The sequence below is a fragment of the Streptomyces sp. CB01881 genome, from assembly GCF_002953255.1.
GTDB lineage: Bacteria > Actinomycetota > Actinomycetes > Streptomycetales > Streptomycetaceae > Kitasatospora.
This window is the reverse complement of the sequence record NZ_CP026498.1, coordinates 8,843,270-8,860,543: the sequence shown is the minus strand read 5'-3', so window position 1 is coordinate 8,860,543 and position 17,274 is coordinate 8,843,270. Positions and strand designations below refer to the sequence as shown.

Annotated in this window: 14 protein-coding genes and 1 pseudogene; 3 read left to right on the top strand and 12 right to left on the bottom strand. The window is 73.8% G+C overall.

What is annotated here, in order from left to right; genetic code table 11:
- From C2142_RS28740 to C2142_RS28715, 6 genes are all read right to left on the bottom strand, one after another.
- A partial coding sequence (locus C2142_RS28740; RefSeq protein WP_194235817.1) for a ricin-type beta-trefoil lectin domain protein occupies positions 1–580 on the bottom strand: 580 nt, incomplete at its 3' end.
- A 69-nt stretch (positions 581–649) separates the two neighbouring features.
- Positions 650–1,408, bottom strand: coding sequence for a ricin-type beta-trefoil lectin domain protein (locus C2142_RS28735; protein ID WP_148645630.1), 759 nt, complete (start codon positions 1,406–1,408; stop codon positions 650–652).
- A 53-nt stretch (positions 1,409–1,461) separates the two neighbouring features.
- The gene (locus C2142_RS28730) at positions 1,462–2,235 is read right to left on the bottom strand and encodes an RICIN domain-containing protein (RefSeq protein WP_148645629.1); all 774 of its coding nucleotides are present in this window, start codon (positions 2,233–2,235) and stop codon (positions 1,462–1,464) included.
- 286 nt (positions 2,236–2,521) lie between these two features.
- Entirely contained in the window at positions 2,522–4,198 is a 1,677-nt protein-coding gene (locus C2142_RS28725; RefSeq protein ID WP_148645628.1) for a DEAD/DEAH box helicase, read from the bottom strand.
- Between the two features lie 157 nt (positions 4,199–4,355).
- Positions 4,356–4,559 (bottom strand): cold-shock protein, encoded by a 204-nt coding sequence (locus tag C2142_RS28720; RefSeq protein WP_148645627.1) that lies wholly within the window; start codon positions 4,557–4,559, stop codon positions 4,356–4,358.
- 297 nt (positions 4,560–4,856) lie between these two features.
- Positions 4,857–7,028, bottom strand: coding sequence for an MMPL family transporter (locus C2142_RS28715; RefSeq protein WP_148645626.1), 2,172 nt, complete (start codon positions 7,026–7,028; stop codon positions 4,857–4,859).
- A gap of 545 nt (positions 7,029–7,573) precedes the next feature.
- On the opposite strand from C2142_RS28715, the gene C2142_RS28710 reads away from it, so the two are divergent.
- The 3 genes from C2142_RS28710 (at position 7,574) to C2142_RS40490 (ending at position 12,070) form a co-directional block, all read left to right on the top strand.
- Positions 7,574–9,805, top strand: a complete 2,232-nt coding sequence (locus C2142_RS28710) for an MMPL family transporter (RefSeq protein ID WP_148645983.1) — start codon at positions 7,574–7,576, stop codon at positions 9,803–9,805.
- Between the two features lie 115 nt (positions 9,806–9,920).
- Complete coding sequence (locus tag C2142_RS28705) at positions 9,921–10,814, top strand: aminoglycoside phosphotransferase family protein (RefSeq protein WP_148645625.1); 894 nt, start codon at positions 9,921–9,923, stop codon at positions 10,812–10,814.
- Positions 10,815–11,020: 206 nt separating this feature from the next.
- The gene (locus C2142_RS40490) at positions 11,021–12,070 is read left to right on the top strand and encodes a polysaccharide deacetylase family protein (RefSeq protein ID WP_241002830.1); all 1,050 of its coding nucleotides are present in this window, start codon (positions 11,021–11,023) and stop codon (positions 12,068–12,070) included.
- A gap of 187 nt (positions 12,071–12,257) precedes the next feature.
- On the opposite strand, the gene C2142_RS28695 is transcribed toward C2142_RS40490, so the two are convergent.
- From C2142_RS28695 to C2142_RS28670, 6 genes and pseudogenes are all read right to left on the bottom strand, one after another.
- Positions 12,258–12,431: a hypothetical protein gene (locus C2142_RS28695; RefSeq protein WP_153882828.1), complete on the bottom strand. Its 174-nt coding sequence runs from the start codon at positions 12,429–12,431 to the stop codon at positions 12,258–12,260.
- Between the two features lie 68 nt (positions 12,432–12,499).
- On the bottom strand, positions 12,500–13,258 hold the full coding sequence (locus tag C2142_RS28690) for a MerR family transcriptional regulator (protein ID WP_148645624.1): 759 nt from the start codon (positions 13,256–13,258) through the stop codon (positions 12,500–12,502).
- Positions 13,259–13,383: 125 nt separating this feature from the next.
- Positions 13,384–14,085, bottom strand: coding sequence for an exonuclease domain-containing protein (locus C2142_RS28685; protein WP_148645623.1), 702 nt, complete (start codon positions 14,083–14,085; stop codon positions 13,384–13,386).
- A 104-nt stretch (positions 14,086–14,189) separates the two neighbouring features.
- Positions 14,190–15,443, bottom strand: a complete 1,254-nt coding sequence (gene efeB / locus C2142_RS28680) for an iron uptake transporter deferrochelatase/peroxidase subunit (protein WP_148645622.1) — start codon at positions 15,441–15,443, stop codon at positions 14,190–14,192.
- Positions 15,444–15,685: 242 nt separating this feature from the next.
- Positions 15,686–15,799, bottom strand: a pseudogene (locus C2142_RS28675) (GNAT family N-acetyltransferase); the annotation flags it as partial.
- A gap of 67 nt (positions 15,800–15,866) precedes the next feature.
- Positions 15,867–17,060, bottom strand: coding sequence for an SAV2148 family HEPN domain-containing protein (locus C2142_RS28670; protein ID WP_162002579.1), 1,194 nt, complete (start codon positions 17,058–17,060; stop codon positions 15,867–15,869).
- Positions 17,061–17,274 lie beyond the last annotated feature (214 nt).

The following is a 17,274-nucleotide window of genomic DNA, read 5'->3' as shown; positions in this document are numbered from 1 at the left end:
GCCCGCTGTCGGGGTCCAGGCACAGGCCGACGGCGCGGATGGTCCCGTCGGAGGCGATCCGCCACGACTGGTTGACGTTGCCGAGGCAGTCCCACATCTGGACGGGCGTGCCGTTGACGCTGGTACCCATGCGCACGTCCAGGCACTTGTTCACGAAGCCGGTGATCTGGCCGGTCGGCCCGCCCGCCGGCGTGGGGCCCATCTGGATTTCCACCGAATTCACGCGGTCCAAGCCGCAGCTGGCGGAGGTGGTGGTGTTGCCGGTGACCCACCCGCTGGTGGTGCCCGGCCAGATCATCGGGGTCGAGCTGCCCGGGTTGTAGACCCAACAGGTGATCACGACGTGCCAGGTCTGCATCGGGTCGATGCCCGAACAGGTGCCGGCGTAGAAACCCTGGGGAGTGGTGCTCACGTAACACTTGTCGCCCACGGCGGTCTGCGCGGTCTGCGCCGACTGGGCGGTCTGCGCCGACTGGGCGCCGGCGGTCGGCGCGGGCTCTGCGGCCTGGGCGGCCGGCGCCGTGAGCGCGGCGGCTGCCGCGAGCAGGGCGGTGGCGAACAGGGAGGCGGTACGACGCATCGAAGAGATCCTTAGGATTGAGGGTGATTCAGGGTTGGGGGTGATTCGGTCAAGGGGCTGCCACGCGCGTCATGCGGGCGCGTGCCAGGTCTGGTTGGCGGAGCCGTAGCAGTCCCAGAGCTGCACGACCGTGCCGTTGGTGTCGACCACGCCCCGGACGTCCAGGCAGCGTCCGGACCGCGGGTTGAGGATCGAGCCGTCGGCCCGGACCCGCCACTGCTGTGCGGTGGCGCCGTTGCACGCGTTGGTCTCCACCGGGGTGCCGTTGCCGGTGCCGCCACCCTGGACGTCCAGGCACATGCCGACACCGCGGATCGTGCCGTCGGCACCGACCTTCCACGTCTGGTTGACGTTGCCGAGGCAGTCCCAGATCTGGGTGGGCGTGCCGTTCCTGGTGCTGCCGCCGCGCACGTCCAGGCACTTGTTCCCGAAGCCGGTGACCTGGCCGACCGGGCCGGCCGGGACCGCGGGGCCGAACGTGAACTGGAACATCCACGGCGTCGCCGTGCCGTAGCACCCCGCGGCGGCGGTGGTGTTGCCGGCGACCCAGCCACTGCCCCACCCGGGCGAGAAGACCTGGCGTCCGGAGGCGTAGCTCACGCAACTGCCGCCGTAGGCCCAGGTCTGCATCGGGTCGAGGCCCGAGCACGTGGCGGCGAGGCCGCCGCCGGGGTTGGCGGCGACGGAACAGTTGTCGGCCGCGCTGGCGGCCTGCGCGGACCGGGCGCCGGCGGACGGCGCGGGCTCGGCGGCGTTGGCGGCCGGCGCGGTGAGCGCGGCGGCTCCCGCGAGCAGCGCGGTGGCGAACAGGGAGGCGGTACGACGCATCGGGGACATCCTCAGAGGTGATGGTGATCCGGTCGACGGGGCTGCCGCGCGCGTCACGCGGGCGCGTGCCAGAGCTGGTTGGCCGTGTTGTTGAAGTCCCAGATCTGCACGATCGCGCCGTTGGCGCTGTCCCAGCCCCGCACGTCCAGGGCGCGGCCGGACTTCACGTTGACAATCGCGCCGTCGGCCCGGACCTTCCACTGCTGGCTGATCGCGCCGTTGCACTCCCACATGTGCACCGGCGTGCCGTTGCCGGTCCGCCCGCTGTCGGGGTCCAGGCACAGGCCGACGGCGCGGATGGTCCCGTCGGAGGCGATCCGCCACGACTGGTTGACGTTGCCGAGGCAGTCCCACATCTGGACGGGGGTCCCGTTGTTGCTGGCACCACCGCGCACGTCCAGGCACTTGTTCACGAAGCCGGTGATCTGACCGGTCGCCCCGCCCGCCGGCGTGGGGCCGAACACGATGTCCATCCCCCACGAGAACTCCGTGGGGGAGCACCCCGCGGTGGTGGAGGTGTTGCCGGCGACCCAGCCGGCGTTCCACGCCGGCGTGGTGATCGGAACCCCGGGGTTGTTCATGTCGTAGTGCACACAGACACCCGAGAGCGTCCAGGTCTGCATCGGGTCGATGCCCGAACAGGTGCCGGTGTAGGAGCCGCCGTTGGAGACGACCGTGCACTTGTCGGCCGGACCGGCGGCCTGCGCGCCCTGGGCCCCGGCGGGCTGCGCGGACGGCGCGCTCTCGGCGGCGTTGGCGGCCGGCGCGGTGAGCGCGGCGGCTCCCGCGAGCAGGGCACTGGCGAACAGGGCGGCGGTGCGACGCATCGCGAAGGTCCTTCCGGAGACGGTGAGCCGGACGGCCTGCTTGCGAAGAATTTGTGATGACAGCGAGTCAGTTGTGCAGGCCGTGTGAAATCTTCATGCATCGCGTGTCCATGGTCAACAGGGCAGGTCAAGATCACGCCACTGATGCGCCCACGAACGGAAGCTGTACGGCAAGGGCCGGGAACGGCCCGGCCAGGCCACGCGGGACCAAGATCCGGCCGGAATGCACACGGCCCGGCTCCCCCGGGTAAAGGGGGAGCCGGGCCGTGGTCGGACCGAAAGGGGCTCAGTCGGCCTTGCGGCGCTGGCGACCGGTGCCGTAGTTGGAGCCGGACTTGGTGCCGGAGCCGGGCTTGGCGCGACCCGAGGAGCGGCCGATGAAGCCGGCCGCCTGACGGCGCCCGCCGCCCTCGCCGCCGCCCTGGCCGCCGCCGCCGGCGCCGAGGCGCTGCTTGGGGCGGGGACGGCGCGGGTTGCCGTTCATGTCGACGTCGGTGGGCAGTCCGGAGCGCTTGCCGGGGCGGCGGCGGGGGGCGCCGCTGCCGGCCGGCTTGCCCTCGGCGGCGGGGGCGGCGGCCGGGGCCGGGACGGCCACGGTGACGGGCACGCCGCTGGGGGTGCGGGCGCCGGTGATCCGGGTCAGCTCGGCGTCGCCCGGGCGGATCTTGGTGGTGGTCGGGCGGATGCCGGCCACGGTCATCAGCCGGCTGACCTCGCGCCGCTGGTCGGGCAGGACCAGGGTGACGACGGTGCCGGACTCGCCGGCACGGGCGGTGCGGCCGCCGCGGTGCAGGTAGTCCTTGTGGTCGATCGGCGGGTCGACGTTGACGACCAGGTCGAGTCCGTCGATGTGGATGCCGCGGGCGGCGACGTTGGTGGCGATCAGCGCCGTCACGTGGCCGTCGCGGAACTGGTCGAGCACCCGGTTGCGCTGCGGCTGGGACTTGCCGCCGTGCAGCGCGGCCGCCTTCACGCCGTTGGCCAGCAGCTGCTTGGCGAGGCGGTCGGCACCGTGCTTGGTGTGCACGAACATGATCAGCCGGCCCTCGCGGGAGGCGATGTGGGCGGTGGCGGACGCCTTGTCGGCCGCCTCCAGCTGGAGCACGTGGTGGTCCATGGTGGTGACCGCGCCGGCCGACGGGTCGACCGAGTGGGTCACCGGGTCGGCCAGGAAGCGCTTGACCAGGCGGTCGACGTTGCGGTCGAGGGTGGCGGAGAACAGCATCCGCTGCCCGCCCTCGGCGACCTGCTCCAGCAGCTTGGTGACCTGGGGCAGGAAGCCCATGTCGGCCATCTGGTCGGCCTCGTCGAGGACGGTGATGGCCACGTCGGAGAGCACCACGTCGCCGCGGTTGATCAGGTCGTCCAGCCGGCCCGGGGTGGCGACCAGCACCTCGGCGCCGCGGCGCACCGCGTTGGCCTGGCGGGTGATGGACATGCCGCCGACGACGGTGGCGATCCGCAGGTTGACGGCGGTCGCGTAGGGGGTGAGCGCCTCGGTGACCTGCTGGGCCAGTTCGCGGGTGGGCGTCAGGATGAGCGCCAGCGGGTGCCGGGCGTCGGCGCGCTTGCCGGCGGTGCGGGCGAGCAGCGAGAGGCCGAAGGCGAGGGTCTTGCCGGAGCCGGTGCGGCCGCGGCCGAGCACGTCGCGGCCGGCGATGGAGTCCGGCAGGGTGGCGGCCTGGATCGGGAACGGCTCGGTGACGCCCTCGCGGGTGAGCGCGTTCAGGATGCCCTTGGGCAGTTCCAGCTCGGCGAAGCTCGCCGCCGGCGGGCGGGCCGGGGTGCCCTCGACGACGGTGAAGTCGGCGGGCGCCTGGACGGCGGAACGCGGGGCGTTGCGGCGCTGGCCGCGGGGGGCGTCACCGCGGGCGCCACCGGTGGCGCGGGGGGCGCCGCCGTTGCGGCTGCGGGGCTTGCGGGTGCGGTCGCCGTCGCGGGGCGTGCGGGCAGGGGTGGTCACGGAGTCTCCGTCCGATGGGAAGCACAGCCCCGTCGGGGCTGGTCGGCCGTCGGGTTGGAGTTCGCCGCCCCGGCCGTTCGGCGGCATGCGCGAGGGCCCGCACCGTGCGGTACGGGCCCTCGCTTCGCGAGATCGCGAGTCAGCTCGGAAGCTGGACTCAGATGACGCGGATGTTCTCGGCCTGCGGGCCCTTCTGGCCCTGGGTGACGTCGAACTCGACCTTCTGGCCCTCGACGAGCTCACGGAAGCCCTGGGCGTTGATGTTCGAGTAGTGGGCGAACACGTCAGCGCCGCCACCGTCCTGCTCGATGAAGCCGAAGCCCTTTTCGCTGTTGAACCACTTCACGGTGCCGGTAGCCATAACCGTCTCCTCATAAAACTGGGGCATCAGGGCCCACACCTCGTGGACCCCAAGTAGCCGCGATCCCCATCCGGAGACTGAAACACCGGACAAAACAAATGCGCCTGTTGGGTTGAACCAGCAGGCGCACACAAACGTTCATGGGAACCAAAACTGCAACTGCCTCGACTGTAGCACGCTGCCACCCTGATTGACCGGGGAGTTTCTGCCCGGCACGTCACGTTTGCCGGTGCCCGGAAACGGGCAGGCGGCGCCCGCCGAAGCGGACGCCGCCTGCCTGTCGTGCACCGGCAAAGGTCAGTGCCGTCCGGCCGGCTCCGGCACGCCGTGCGAACCGGTCACCGGCGCGGGGCCGGCGTGCTGGTCGTCGGCGCCGTGGCCGGGCCACCAGGCGGTGCGGCCGATCAGCGCGGTGAGCGCCGGGGTGAAGAAGAGCGCCATCACGAAGGCCGCCAGGATGATGCCGAAGGCCATCGCGAAGCCGAACTCCAGCATGAAGACGTTGCCCGCGAGCATGAAGGTCGCGAACGACGCCGCCAGGATGAACCCGGCCGCCGCGACGGTCGGGCCGCCGTGGCGCAGCGCCTCACGGGCCGCCTCGCGCGGGTTGCGGCCCGCGCGGGCCTCCTCCCGCAGGCGGGCGATGATCAGGATGTTGTAGTCCGTCCCGATCGCCACCACGAAGAGGTAGATGAGGATCGGCAGCATGAACATCATGCCGTGCTCGCCCTTGATGTCCTGGAAGAGCAGCGTCGAGGCGCCGAGGGTGGCGGTGAAGCCGAGGCCGACCGAGGCCATCAGGTACCAGGGGGCGACCACACTGCGCAGCTGGAGGCCCAGGATCAGCAGGATCAGCAGACCCGCGATCGGGAAGACCAGCTTGTAGTCGTGGGCCATCGCGAGGTTGATGTCCTTGTAGACGGCGGTCAGGCCGCCGACCTTCGCCTCGGTGCCGGCCGGCGCCTGGCCGTGGGCCACGTCGCGCAGGTCGGTGAGGGTGTCGATCGCCTCGTTGCTGTCCGGCTTGTTGTTGAGCAGCACGGTGAAGTCGGCGGTCTTGCCGTCCTCGCTGAGCTGGGGCTTCGGCGTCACCGGTGCGACGCCGGACACCCCGCTGAGCTTGGCCGCGTAGGCCTCGAACTTGGCCGGGTCGAGCTTCACCCCGGCGGTGCTGGTCAGGTAGACGTGGCTCGGGTCGGCGGCGCCGGCCGAGAAGCCGTTCATCAGCTTGTCCTGGACGACCATCGACTCCTTGTCCTTGGGCATGGAGCTGCCCGCGAGGTCGAAGGTGCCGTTGTAGCCCAGGGCGCCGGCCGACAGCGCCACCAGCACGCCGCCGGAGGCCAGGGCGACGATGCCCGGGCGCTTCTGCACCATGCGGCCGAGCGCGGTGAAGCGCGCGTTGCCCGGCTCGTTCATCCACTTCTTGCCGGGCCAGAAGACGCCGCGGGCCGGGATGACCGTGAGCACGGCCGGGGCCAGGGTGAGCGCGGCGAACGCGGTGACGACGACGGCGATGGCCAGGGCCGGGCCGAGCGCCTTGAACATGCCGAGGCTGGAGAGGATCAGCACCGCGAAGGCGACGGTGACCGCTCCGGCGGCCGAGGCGATCGCCTCGCCGACCCGGCCGACGGCGTTGGCCACGGCCTCCTTGCGGTCGTCACCGGCCCGCAGCCGCTCGCGGTAGCGGAAGGCCAGGAAGAGGAAGTAGTCGGTGCCGACGCCGAGCACGACGACGATGAGGATCGCGGAGAGCACCGGGGTGGTCTCCAGCTTGAACGCCTTGGTGGCGTACGCGATCACGCCGTTGGCGGTCGGCATGGCGACGACCAGGGAGATCAGGATCGGCAGGATCCCGGCGAGGACGCTGCGGAAGATGATCCCGACGATGAGCGCGACCAGGACGACCGTGGACATCGCGATGAGCGCGTCCGCCGAGCCGGAGGACTCCTTCTGGTCCAGGGCCTGGGCGGCGGAGCCGCCGAGCTGGAACTTCAGGTCCGTCCCCGAGGTGAGCGACTTGCCCTCCTCGCGGAGGTGCTTGGCGGTCTCGCCGAACTCCTCGGACTGCTGGGTCTTCTTGTCGATGGCGATCGGCGCGAGCGCGTACTTGCCGTCCTTGGACGTCGTCTGCTCGCCGACCGGGATGATCGTCTCGACGTTCTTGATCTTCTTGTCGGTCAGACCCTGGACGATCTTGGCCATGGCGGCCTTGTCGGCGTCGTTCATCGCGCCGCCGTCGTTGCGCTCGAAGAGCGCCAGTGCGGAGGGCGTGAAGCTGGCCGGGAACGCCTTCTCCTGGAGCGCCGAGGCCTGGATGGACTCGTAGTGCTTGGGGAGGAAGGAGGCCTCGTCGGTCTGCGCGGTGATCTTCGGCGCGCCGGCCACGATCGCGATCATCGCGACAATCCATGCCGCGATCACCCACCAGGCGCGGCGGACGACAAATTGTCCTAGTCGGTGGAACATGCTCGTGATGCCTCCTGGGCATGGTTCACCGCCGGCCCTCGGGGGACGGGACGTCGGGCGACGGAGGACCGGCTGGGCATGGCGACGAGGCCCGCCCCTAGCCGGTCGGCAGGTAAGTGATCTGAGGACATCATCCTACGAGTACTTGCTTGCCGCCCGGCAAGCAGCCCCCGTGAAGCCGACCCCCTCGGGAACGCCCATCGGCGCCCCGCACCATCTTCACCCCCCGGACGGCCACTTGACCTCGTGCTCCGGGTGGAGACCACTCCCCCTCAGGGTGGAGTTCGCACCCGACCCCAGGGAGGAGAAGTCAGGGTTCTCAGGTAGGGATAACCCCACCCCTCCCCCGAGGCGAACCCCAGGGAAGACTCCCCCGCCAGCCGGATACCCCGTCAACCCCCGGTTTTCTACTGTCGGTTGCGACGCCGGACCACCGCCGGCGCCCGGCCGCCACCGCCCGGCCGGCGACCACGCCTCACCCGCGGCGCCACCGCCGCTCTCCCAGGGGGATTCCCGTGAAGACCAAGCTCGGCACGGCTGCCGCCATGGGCGCCTGGAGCGCCCGGCACAGAAAGACGGCCGTCTTCGGCTGGCTCCTCTTCGTCGTCCTCGCCGCCTACCTCGGCGGCGTGCACGGCAGCACCGAGGTCAAGGAGTCCGAGGCGATGCCCGGCCAGGTCTCCCGGGCCGCCAGGATCCTCGACGACGCCGGGCTGAAGTCCCCCGCGAGCGAGACCGTCCTGGTCCAGAGCACCACCCTGGCCGCCGACGCGCCGGCCTTCCGGGCCGCCGTCGAGCAGGTGGTCACCGGCGTCAACGCCACCGGCAAGGCCGCCGACGTCCGCTCCCCCTACGACACCAAGGCGGTCTCGGCGGACGGCCACTCGGCGCTCGTCCAGCTCACCGTCACGGGCGAGCACGAGGACGCCGTCAAGAACGTCCCCGCCATCATGGACGCGGTCGCCGCCGTCCAGAAGCAGCACCCCGACCTGACCGTCGTCGAGCTCGGCGACGCCAGTTCCGGCAAGTGGATCGACGAGCAGTTCTCGGACGACTTCGCCCGCGCCGAGTGGACCGCCGTGCCGCTCGCCCTCGGCATCCTGCTGGTCGCCTTCGGCGCACTGGTCGCCGCCGTCCTGCCGGTGGTCCTCGCCATCACCGCCTTCGTCGCCGCCGGCGGGCTGGTCGCGCTGAGCAGCGGGTTCCTGCACACCAGCAACAACGCCAGCTCGGTGATGCTCCTGGTCGGCCTCGCCGTCGGCGTCGACTACTGCCTCTTCTACCTGCGCCGCGAGCGCGAGGAGCGGGCCGCCGGGCGCGACCCGGAGACCGCGCTGAAGATCGCCGCCGCCACCAGCGGCCGGGCCGTCCTGGTCTCCGGGGTCACCGTGGTCGTCGCCATGGCCGGCATGTTCCTCACCGGCATCGCCGAGTTCCAGGCGATGTCCTACGCCACCATCGTGGTCGTGGTCACCGCCGTGCTCGGCTCCCTCACCGTGCTGCCCGCGCTGCTGTCGATGCTCGGCGACAAGGTCGAGAAGGGCCGCGTCCCCTTGCTCGCCAAGCTGCGCCGCCCCGACGCCGCCGCCACCGGCGGCCGGGTCTGGAACGCGATCCTCACCCCGGTGCTGCGCCGCCCGCTCGCCGCCACCGTGCTGGCCGGCGCGCTGCTGGCCGGCCTGGCCGCGCCGCTGGTCACCATGCACACCGCCAACCTCACCTTCCAGCAGCAGCTGCCCGCGGGCAACGAGCTGGTCGCCGCCTCGCAGAAGATCGAGGCCGCCTTCCCCGGCAGCCCGGCCCCGGCCAGCGTGGTGATCAAGGCCGCCGACATCGACTCCCCGGCGATGACCGCCGCCATCGCCGACCTCAAGGCCCGGGCCCTGGCCAGCGGGAGGATGCACGGCCCGGTGGACGTCACCGTCCACCCCGACAAGAACATCGCCACCGTCGACATCCCGCTCAACGGCAGCGGCAACGACGCCACCAGCAACGCCGCCCTGAAGACCCTGCGCACCGAGATCGTCCCCGCCACCGTGCTGAAGGTGGCCGGCACCGAGGCCCCGGTCACCGGGCGCACCGCCGGCTCGTACGACTTCAACGACAAGATGACCGGCTCGATGCCGCTGGTCTTCGGCTTCGTGGTGGCCTTCGCCTTCCTGCTGATGCTCACCTCGTTCCGCTCGCTGGCCGTCGCCGCCACCGCCGTGGTGCTCAACCTGCTCTCGGTCGGCGCGGCGTACGGGGTGCTGACGCTGGTCTTCCAGCACGGGGTGGGCGCCTCGCTGCTGGGCACCGCCGGAGTCGGCGCGGTCGAGTCCTGGGTGCCGCTGTTCCTCTTCGTGATCCTCTTCGGCCTCTCGATGGACTACCACGTCTTCGTGGTCTCCCGGATCAAGGAGGGCCGCGACCGGGGTCTGCCGACCCGGGCCGCCATCGCGCACGGCATCCGCTCCACGGCCGGGGTCGTCACCAGCGCCGCGGTGATCATGGTGGCGGTGTTCGCGGTCTTCGGCACCCTCTCCATGCAGGCGATGAAGCAGATGGGCGTCGGCCTGGCGGTCGCCGTGCTGATCGACGCGACGGTCATCCGCGCGGTGCTGCTGCCCTCGGTGATGACCCTGCTCGGCGAGCGCAACTGGTACCTGCCGTCCTGGCTGCGCTGGCTGCCCGACCTCTCGCACGGCGAGAGCTTCCCGCCGGTCGGCGCCCACGGCGCGGTGGCCGCCCCGGCGCCCGCCGCCGACGGAGCCCGGCACCGCAGGGTCGGGGTCTGATCCTCCGGCAGGCACCCCCGACGCATCCGGCCGGGCCCCGCATCACGCGGGGCCCGGCCCTCGTTTGCCAGAATGATCACCGTCCCCCGGCCGCCACCACCGAACGGACTCCCCCATGCTCCCCTTCGACGAGGGCCGCGCCCGCCTGCTGCTCGCCCACGCCTGTGAGTCCGCCGGCCTGCCCGGCCCCGGCGACGCCCGGCTGCTCGCCCTCGGCGAGAACGCCGTCTTCGACCTCGGCGACCCGGCCGTGGTCGCCAAGGTCGGCCGCGGCCCCGAACTGTTCGAGCGGGCCGGGCACGAACTCGCCGTCGCCCACTGGCTGGCCGGCCAGGGCGTCCCGGTGGTCCGCCCCTACGACGGCGCGCCGGCCGGGCCGCAGCTCGCCCACGGACACCCCGTCACCTTCTGGCACCGCCTCGCGCCCGCCGTCCGGCCCGCCCGGCCCGCCGACCTCGCGCCGCTGCTGCGTGCCCTGCACCGGCTGCCGCTGCCGCCCTTCCCGCTCGACCGGCGTGACCTGCTCGCCCCGGTGGAACGCTGGCTCGCCTCCGCCGAGGGGCACGTCGACCCGGCCGACGTCGCCTTCCTGCGCCATCGCCGGGACGCCTTCGCCGCCGCCCTGCCCGACCTCGCCCCGCACCTGCCGGCCGGGGTGATCCACGGCGACGCGCTGCCGCGCAACGTGCACGTCGGCCCGGACGGGCCGGTCCTGCTCGACCTGGAGAACGTCTCGCACGACCTGCGCGAGCACGACCTCGTGGTGCTGGCGCTCAGCCACGACCGGTACGGCGTACCGGCGCAGGAGTACGGGGCGTTCACCGGCGCGTACGGCTGGGACGTGCGGGAGTGGTCCGGCTTCGCGGTGCTGCGCGGGGCACGGGAGACGGCCAGCGCCTCCTGGGTGGCGCAGCAGGCGCCGGGCAACCCGGCCGCGCTGGCCGAGTTCCGCCGGCGGGTGGAGTCGCTGCGCGCGGGGGCGACGGACGTGCGCTGGTACCCGTTCTGACGCCCGGCCGGGTTCTCGTGGGCGCGCTCGGGGTGCGCTCACTGACGCACTCGCGGGTGCGCTCACGGGGCGTGCTTGTGCGGCGCAACCGGACGTGGTCGGATCGGCGTCCCATCTGACAGTCAGCCTGAAGTCGGCCGGTACCCGGCCCGACGGCAGTCCGACCCAGGGATCGCGATCACCTCCGCACCCGAGGAGCCGCAGCCATGCCCGAGCACGCCACCCCGCAGCGCCTCTCGCCGCCCGCCCGGCGCCGCCGCCGACCCCTGCTCGCGGGCTGCGTCGCGGTGGCCGCCGCCCTGGGCCTGGCCGCCTGCGGCACCGCCAACGGAGCGCTCCAGCCGCAGCCCGGCGTCACCGCGTCCGGGCCGGGCACCCCGGCGCCGTCGGCCCCGCCCACTGCTGCGGCGTCCTCCGCCGGTACCCCCTCCTCGCCCGGGCCGGCCGCCTCGACGCCGGCCGCGCCCGCCACGCCTGCCACGCCGAAGCCCGGCACCCCGAAGCCGACCGCGCCCAACCCCCCGCCGCCGAGCACCTCCAGGCCGCCGACGCACGCTCCGACCCAACCGCCGCCGCACACTCCGGACACCCCGCCGGCCACCCGCCCGCCCACCACGACCCCGGTCCCGCCGCCACCGCCGTCCTCGGACGGGGTGCCCACCTCGGTCGTCCGCTCCACCGCCTCCGGCGGCCGCACGGTCGCGCTCACCTTCGACGACGGTCCCGGCCCCGCCACCGGCCAGGTCCTCGACCTGCTCGCCCAGTACGGCGTCAAGGCGACGTTCTGCCAGGTCGGCCGGCAGGCCGCCGCCAACCCGGCGATGGTCCGGCGGATCGTCGCGGCCGGCCACCGGCTCTGCGACCACAGCGTCGACCACCCCCAGCCGTTCGCCGCGCTCCCGCACGACCGGGCCGTGTCCGAGATCTCCAGGGCCAAGGACATGATCGTCCAGGCCGGCGGCCCGGGCACCAGGGTCTCCTGGTTCCGCGCCCCCGGCGGCGGGTTCACCGCCGACAACCAGCGGATCGCCGCCGACCTCGGCCTGCGCCCGCTCGGCTGGTCGGTCGACCCGCGGGACTGGGCCCGCCCCGGCGTCGCGTCGATCGTCTCCACCGTGCAGGGCCAGCTCCGGCCCGGCGGTGTCGTCCTGATGCACGACGGCGGCGGGGACCGCAGCCAGACCGTCGCCGCGCTGAAGCAGCTGCTGCCCTGGCTGGTGGCCCAGGGCTACCACTTCGACTTCCCGGCCGGCTGACCGGTTCGTCCGCCACATCCCGTGCGGTCGGCCGGAGTCGACCGCCGGGGCCGGCCCGACCGTCCGCGCAGCGCCGTCGAACGCCGCCCGGACGCCGGTCTCCCCCGCCCTCGCCCCGGTCCCGTCCGGCTCCCCGCCCTCCTCGACGCCGGGGGCCGCCGACGCCGGGCTTCCGGCGGCCCCCGGCTCAGGCCCCCCGGAGCCGGCCGAGTCGGCGGAAGGTGAGGAACGCCTGCACGCCGAACGCCGGCAGGAGGGCCAGGAGGGCGGACGACGGCACGACCCGCCCGAAGAGCAGGGCCGGGAGCAGGGCGGGCAGGACGGCGAGCAGGGCGATGCCGATGCGCAGACGGCGGTTCACGGGGGCTCCTCGGGATTCGGCTGATCGGGACTCGGTTGATCGGGACTCGGTTGATCGGGAACGGGCGGTCACGCGCGGGCGCGGTCGAGGTAGGCGGTCAGGTCGTGCCAGGCATCGGCCGGGGCCGTCGGGTCGCCGGACATCGCGGCCGGCTCGTGGTGCCAGGCGGCCCGCACCGCCCCCGAGAGACCGGAGTCGCCGCCGTTGAACAGCCGGCCCAGCTCGTCCATCCGCGCCGCCAGCCTCCGCACCTCCGGCGCAGTCGGCTCCACCCCGGCCACGCGCAGCGCCTCGGCCCTGCGGTAGAGCTCCGGCCACTCGACCTCCACCAGGTAGTGGACGGCCGGGCCGAGCGCGGCCGCCCGGTCCTGCAGAGCCCGCAGCTGGTCCTCGTCGAGGTGACGCCGCAGCGCCTGCCCGCCCTCCGGGCCGGCCCCGCCCATCGCCTGGAGCACGCCGATCAACGTGGCCGTCTCCGGGGCCCGTTCGGTGGCCAGCTCGTCGTGGACGTGGGCCAGGCGGCTCCGCAGGGCCTCCAGCGAGGCGATCGCCGCCTCGACTCCGGCCAGGTGCTCGCCCACCAGCCGGACGGGGTCGACCCCGACGTCCAGGCAGGTGGCGATGGTCTCCAGCCCCAGCCCGAGGCGCCGCAGCGCGAGGATCTGGTAGAGGCGGACGACATCCGGCTCGGTGTACTCACGGTGCCCGGCGGCGGTCCGCCGGGACGGGCCGAGCAGCCCGATCTGGTCCCAGTGGTGCAAGGTGCGTACGGTCAGTCCGCTCGCCTCGGCGAGCGCCCCGACCTTCCATGTGCGGTCGATGCTCATGCCCCGATGGTGCGTCCTGACGTCGCGTGAGGTGCAAGCCCGGCGGCCCGCCCGGCCCGGCGGCGATCGGCGGGCACCCGGGCAGCCCCGTACGGCACCGGCCGGGCGCACCCGCCCCGGGCCGGCTAGCGCAGCGGCCAGCGCGGGTCGATGACCGCCTGCGGGTCCTTGCCACGGCGGAGCCAGGCCTGGAGGCCCTCGGCCCAGCCGCGGTACCAGCCGATCTGGCGGGCGTGCAGGTCGGCGAGCGGGACGGCGCCGACCTCGGCGGGGTAGCGCTCGGCGAGGGCGACGGCGACGCGGACGGCGGCGAGGGCGTCGCTGCCGGCCTCGTGGGCGTCGGTCAGCTCGACGCCGTAGACCTCGCAGACCCGCTGGAGGGTGCGCGAGCCCTTGCGGTACTTGTCGACGGCCCGGTCGATGACCAGGGCGTCGAGCACCGGGGCGACCGGCCCGTCGAGCCGCTCGGCGAGCGGGGCCAGGCCGTGCCGGTGCAGTTCGGCGTCGAGCAGGGAGAGGTCGAAGGGGGCGTTGAAGGCGACGACGGGGCGCCCGGCGGCGAGCCGCTCGCAGAGGGCGGCGGCTATCTCGTCCACCGCCTCCTTGGCCGGGCGGCCCTTGCCGCGGGCGACGTCGTCGCCTATGCCGTGGATCGCCGTGGCCTCGGCGGGGATCGGGACGCCCGGGTCGAGCAGCCAGCCGGTGGCGCTCAGCCGGCGGGCTCCGACGGTGTCCACGAGGGCAGCCGTGACGATGCGGTCCACGGCCGGGTCGGTGCCCGTGGTCTCCAGGTCGAAGCCGACCAGTGGCTGCTGCCACCAGCTCATAGGGGTGTGTCCTTCCGTCCTGCTGGTCGAAACAGCCCCTATCATCGCCCGCCCCACCGACAACGCGGTCGCTGGGGCGGGCGCACCCGGGCGCCCGGGCCTGCTCAGACCCCGTCGAGCAGGCTCCGGCCGAGCCAGTCGGCCTCGTCCAGGACCCCGGGCAGGACGTAGAAGTACCCGCCACCGGTGGGCCGCAGGAAGCGGGCCAGCGGCTCGCCGGAGAGCCGGTTCTGGACGGCCTCGAACTGCCGGGCCACGTCCTGCTGGTAGCAGCAGAAGGCCAGGCCCAGCTCGGGTTCGCCGTGCTCGTCGAGCCCCCGGTCGTAGGTGAAGGCGCGGCGCAGGATGCGGCTGTCGCGGGTGGCGTCGGTGCGCGGGTTGGCGAGGCGGATGTGGGAGTCGAGGGCGATGACGGCGCCCTCGGGGTCGTTTCCGTAGTCGGGGGCGTCGTTCTCCTTGCCGCGGCCGAGCGGGGTGCCGTCGGCCTTGCGGCGGCCGATGATCCGTTCCTGGTCCTTCAGGGCCACCTCGTCCCAGGGCGCGACCAGGGTGCGGATCGCCCGCACCACCTGGTAGCTGCCGCCGGCCGCCCAGCCCGGCTCGCCGCTGTTCCCGCCGACCCACACCAGCTCGTCCATCTGCCGGGCGGACGCGGTGTCGGGGTTGGCGATGCCGTCCTTGAAACCGAGCAGGTTGCGGGGGGCGCCGGTGGGGCGGGCGCGGTTCTGGAAGCCGTCCAGCTGCCAGCGGGGGCGGAGCGCGCCCTTGGTGGTGCGCAGCAGGTCGCGCAGGGTGTGCTGGACGGTGTCGCGGCTCTCGGCGCAGATCTGGAGCGAGAGGTCGCCGTGGCACTCGGCGGGGCGCAGGCCGTCGCCCGGGAAGTCGCGCATCGGGACGAGGTGCCTGGGCCTGGCGGCGGCGAGGCCGTAGCGGGCGTCGAAGAGCGAGGCGCCGACGGCGACGGTGACGGTGAGGTCGTCGGCGGGCAGGGCGCCGGGGCCGAGGGTGCCGCTGTCGGCGGGTGCGGCGGCGGGGCCGAGGTCGGGCGGGGTGCCGCCGGCGGCGAGGAAGCGGATCCGGTCGGTGAGGGTGCGCAGCAGGGTCTCCAGTGCCGTGCGGTCGGGGGCCTGGAGGTCGAGGGCGACGAAGCTGCCGTAGCCGGGCGGCGGGTTGGTGATGCCGGCCTGGTGGGCGCCGTGGAACGGGATCCCGGCGGCCGGGCGTGGTGCGGCGGGCGCGGCGGGGTTCGCGGTGGCGGGACCGGCGGTGCCGAGGGCGAGCGCCCCGGCGGTGCCGGCGCCGAGGGCGGTGCGCACGAAGCTGCGGCGCGAGGCGCCGGGGTGGTCCGGGCTGGTCATCGGTCGGCCTTCCGGGTCGGGGCGGGCGCGGGCGTGCCGGGGGGAGGCCTCTCGGCAGCGGGGAGGGACGGCAGGCGCTCGGGCGGGATCATCCGCCTGCCTGCCGATCATGAAATCGACGCTAGCAATCCCCTCGCACCCCGCGCCCGCCCGGACGCCCCGGCTGACCCCCCATCGGCTGAATACCCGCCGGTTGCCATCCGTCCGGCCTAGGCCTGGTGCCCGCGCCCTGCCCGCACCCGCCGCTGGCGCACCCGTTGCGCGTCGTAGCGGCCGAGCCGTTCGAGGTCGGGCCGCATGACCTCGGCGCGCAGCTCGGCGACGGGTTCGACGTCGGTGGTCTCGGCGGGCCGCAGGGTCCAGGCGGGGGTGCTGTTCACCCGGGCAGTCTGACGATCCGACCGGCGGGACCGCCAGTGCGTCTCAGGAGACCGGCCGGGAGTCCCCCCAGATCCCTTCGAACTCCTCGCGGTAGACCTCCAGCAGCCCGGCGTCGGTGCCACCCGGCTGCTGGCCGGCGCCGCCGCGCAGCACCAGGGCGGGCGACTCCATGCCGCGGGCCCGGCGCAGGTAGGGCTGGACGACGCCGAGGTCGCGGGTCTGCCGGCGGGGGCCGCCGGTCTGGCCGGCCGGGCGCGGGCCCTCGACCAGGTAGGCGGTGAAGCGCGGGGTCTCGTCGAAGACCCGGATCTCGAAGCCGCCCTGGTCGCGCAGCCGGGCCCGGACGCGGCGCACGTGCATGATGTTCATCTCGATCGAGCGGGCCAGCTCGCCGCGCCCGAGGCCGAGTTCGCGCTCGCGGCGGCGGACGGCGCTGCTGGCCGGGTTGAGGAAGAGCAGCCGGACCCGGCAGCCGTCGGTGGCGAGCCGGACGAGGCGCTTGCCGGTGTAGTTCTGGCAGAGCATGCCGAGGCCGATGCCGAGCGCGTCGAGCCTGCGGGCGCCGTCGAGCAGGTCCTCGACGGGGAGGTCGCGCTGAAGCCGGACCCGGTCGGCGTGCACCGCGACCACGTCCGCGTACCGGCCGGCCACGAGGGACTCGACCACGTCGGCGGGCACGCCGCCGGAGCCGCCGTCCAGCAGGGCGAGCAGGCGGGCGGAGGCGCGTTCGGTCTGGGCGAGGACGGTCTCGGTGAGGACGCGGTTGCGGGAGACGACGTGCCGCGCGACCTCCAGCTCGTCCAGGGCGAGCTCGATGTCCCGGCGGTCGGCGAGGTACGGCTCGAAGCAGGGCCAGTGCTGGACCATCAGTTCGCGCAGCTGGGGCAGGGTGAGGAAGACCAGCGGGTCGTCGTCGGCGGGGTCGAGCAGGTAGCCCTTGCGCCGGCTGACCTCGCGGACGGCGCCGGCCCGGTGGGCCCACTCCTCGCCGGCCGGGCCGGCCGCGGCGGTCACCCAGTCCTCGCCGTGGGCGGGGGCGTAGATGGGGTAGAGCACCTCGTCGACGAGGGCGCGCAGCCGCTGTTCGACCAGGTTGAGCCAGACGTACGCCCGCCCGGCCAGCCGGACCCGCTGGTAGGCGTCCTCCCACTCGGCGCCGGACCAGGCGAGGGCGGGTATCTCGACGGGGCCGCTCTGGGCGGGCACCAGGGCCCGGCCGGTCAGGGTGGGGCGCATGACGACGGTCGGGGCCTCGCTGCGGGCGCCGCCCCGGTCGGGGCCGCCGGGCCCACCGCCACGGCCGCCGGCGGGGAACACCATGCGCCACCTCACCTGGTTCCTGATGGAACTGCTACGTCTGCTGCGTCTGCGGGTCCGTTCGCCTGCGGGTCCGCGGGTCTGCGGTCCGCCGTTCCCCTGATGGATCGCCACCAGCATGCGGGCGGCCGGA

What these genes read in the sequence shown, in the direction of transcription:
- efeB (WP_148645622.1), bottom strand. Translation starts at nt 15,443, where the DNA reads ATGACCAGCCCGGACCACCCCGGCGCCTCGCGCCGCAGCTTCGTGCGC.
- C2142_RS28685 (WP_148645623.1), bottom strand. Translation starts at nt 14,085, where the DNA reads ATGAGCTGGTGGCAGCAGCCACTGGTCGGCTTCGACCTGGAGACCACG.
- C2142_RS28710 (WP_148645983.1), top strand. Translation starts at nt 7,574, where the DNA reads ATGGGCGCCTGGAGCGCCCGGCACAGAAAGACGGCCGTCTTCGGCTGG.
- C2142_RS40490 (WP_241002830.1), top strand. Translation starts at nt 11,021, where the DNA reads ATGCCCGAGCACGCCACCCCGCAGCGCCTCTCGCCGCCCGCCCGGCGC.
- C2142_RS28720 (WP_148645627.1), bottom strand. Translation starts at nt 4,559, where the DNA reads ATGGCTACCGGCACCGTGAAGTGGTTCAACAGCGAAAAGGGCTTCGGC.
- C2142_RS28735 (WP_148645630.1), bottom strand. Translation starts at nt 1,408, where the DNA reads ATGCGTCGTACCGCCTCCCTGTTCGCCACCGCGCTGCTCGCGGGAGCC.
- C2142_RS28705 (WP_148645625.1), top strand. Translation starts at nt 9,921, where the DNA reads ATGCTCCCCTTCGACGAGGGCCGCGCCCGCCTGCTGCTCGCCCACGCC.
- C2142_RS28670 (WP_162002579.1), bottom strand. Translation starts at nt 17,060, where the DNA reads ATGCGCCCCACCCTGACCGGCCGGGCCCTGGTGCCCGCCCAGAGCGGC.
- C2142_RS28730 (WP_148645629.1), bottom strand. Translation starts at nt 2,235, where the DNA reads ATGCGTCGCACCGCCGCCCTGTTCGCCAGTGCCCTGCTCGCGGGAGCC.
- C2142_RS28690 (WP_148645624.1), bottom strand. Translation starts at nt 13,258, where the DNA reads ATGAGCATCGACCGCACATGGAAGGTCGGGGCGCTCGCCGAGGCGAGC.
- C2142_RS28715 (WP_148645626.1), bottom strand. Translation starts at nt 7,028, where the DNA reads ATGTTCCACCGACTAGGACAATTTGTCGTCCGCCGCGCCTGGTGGGTG.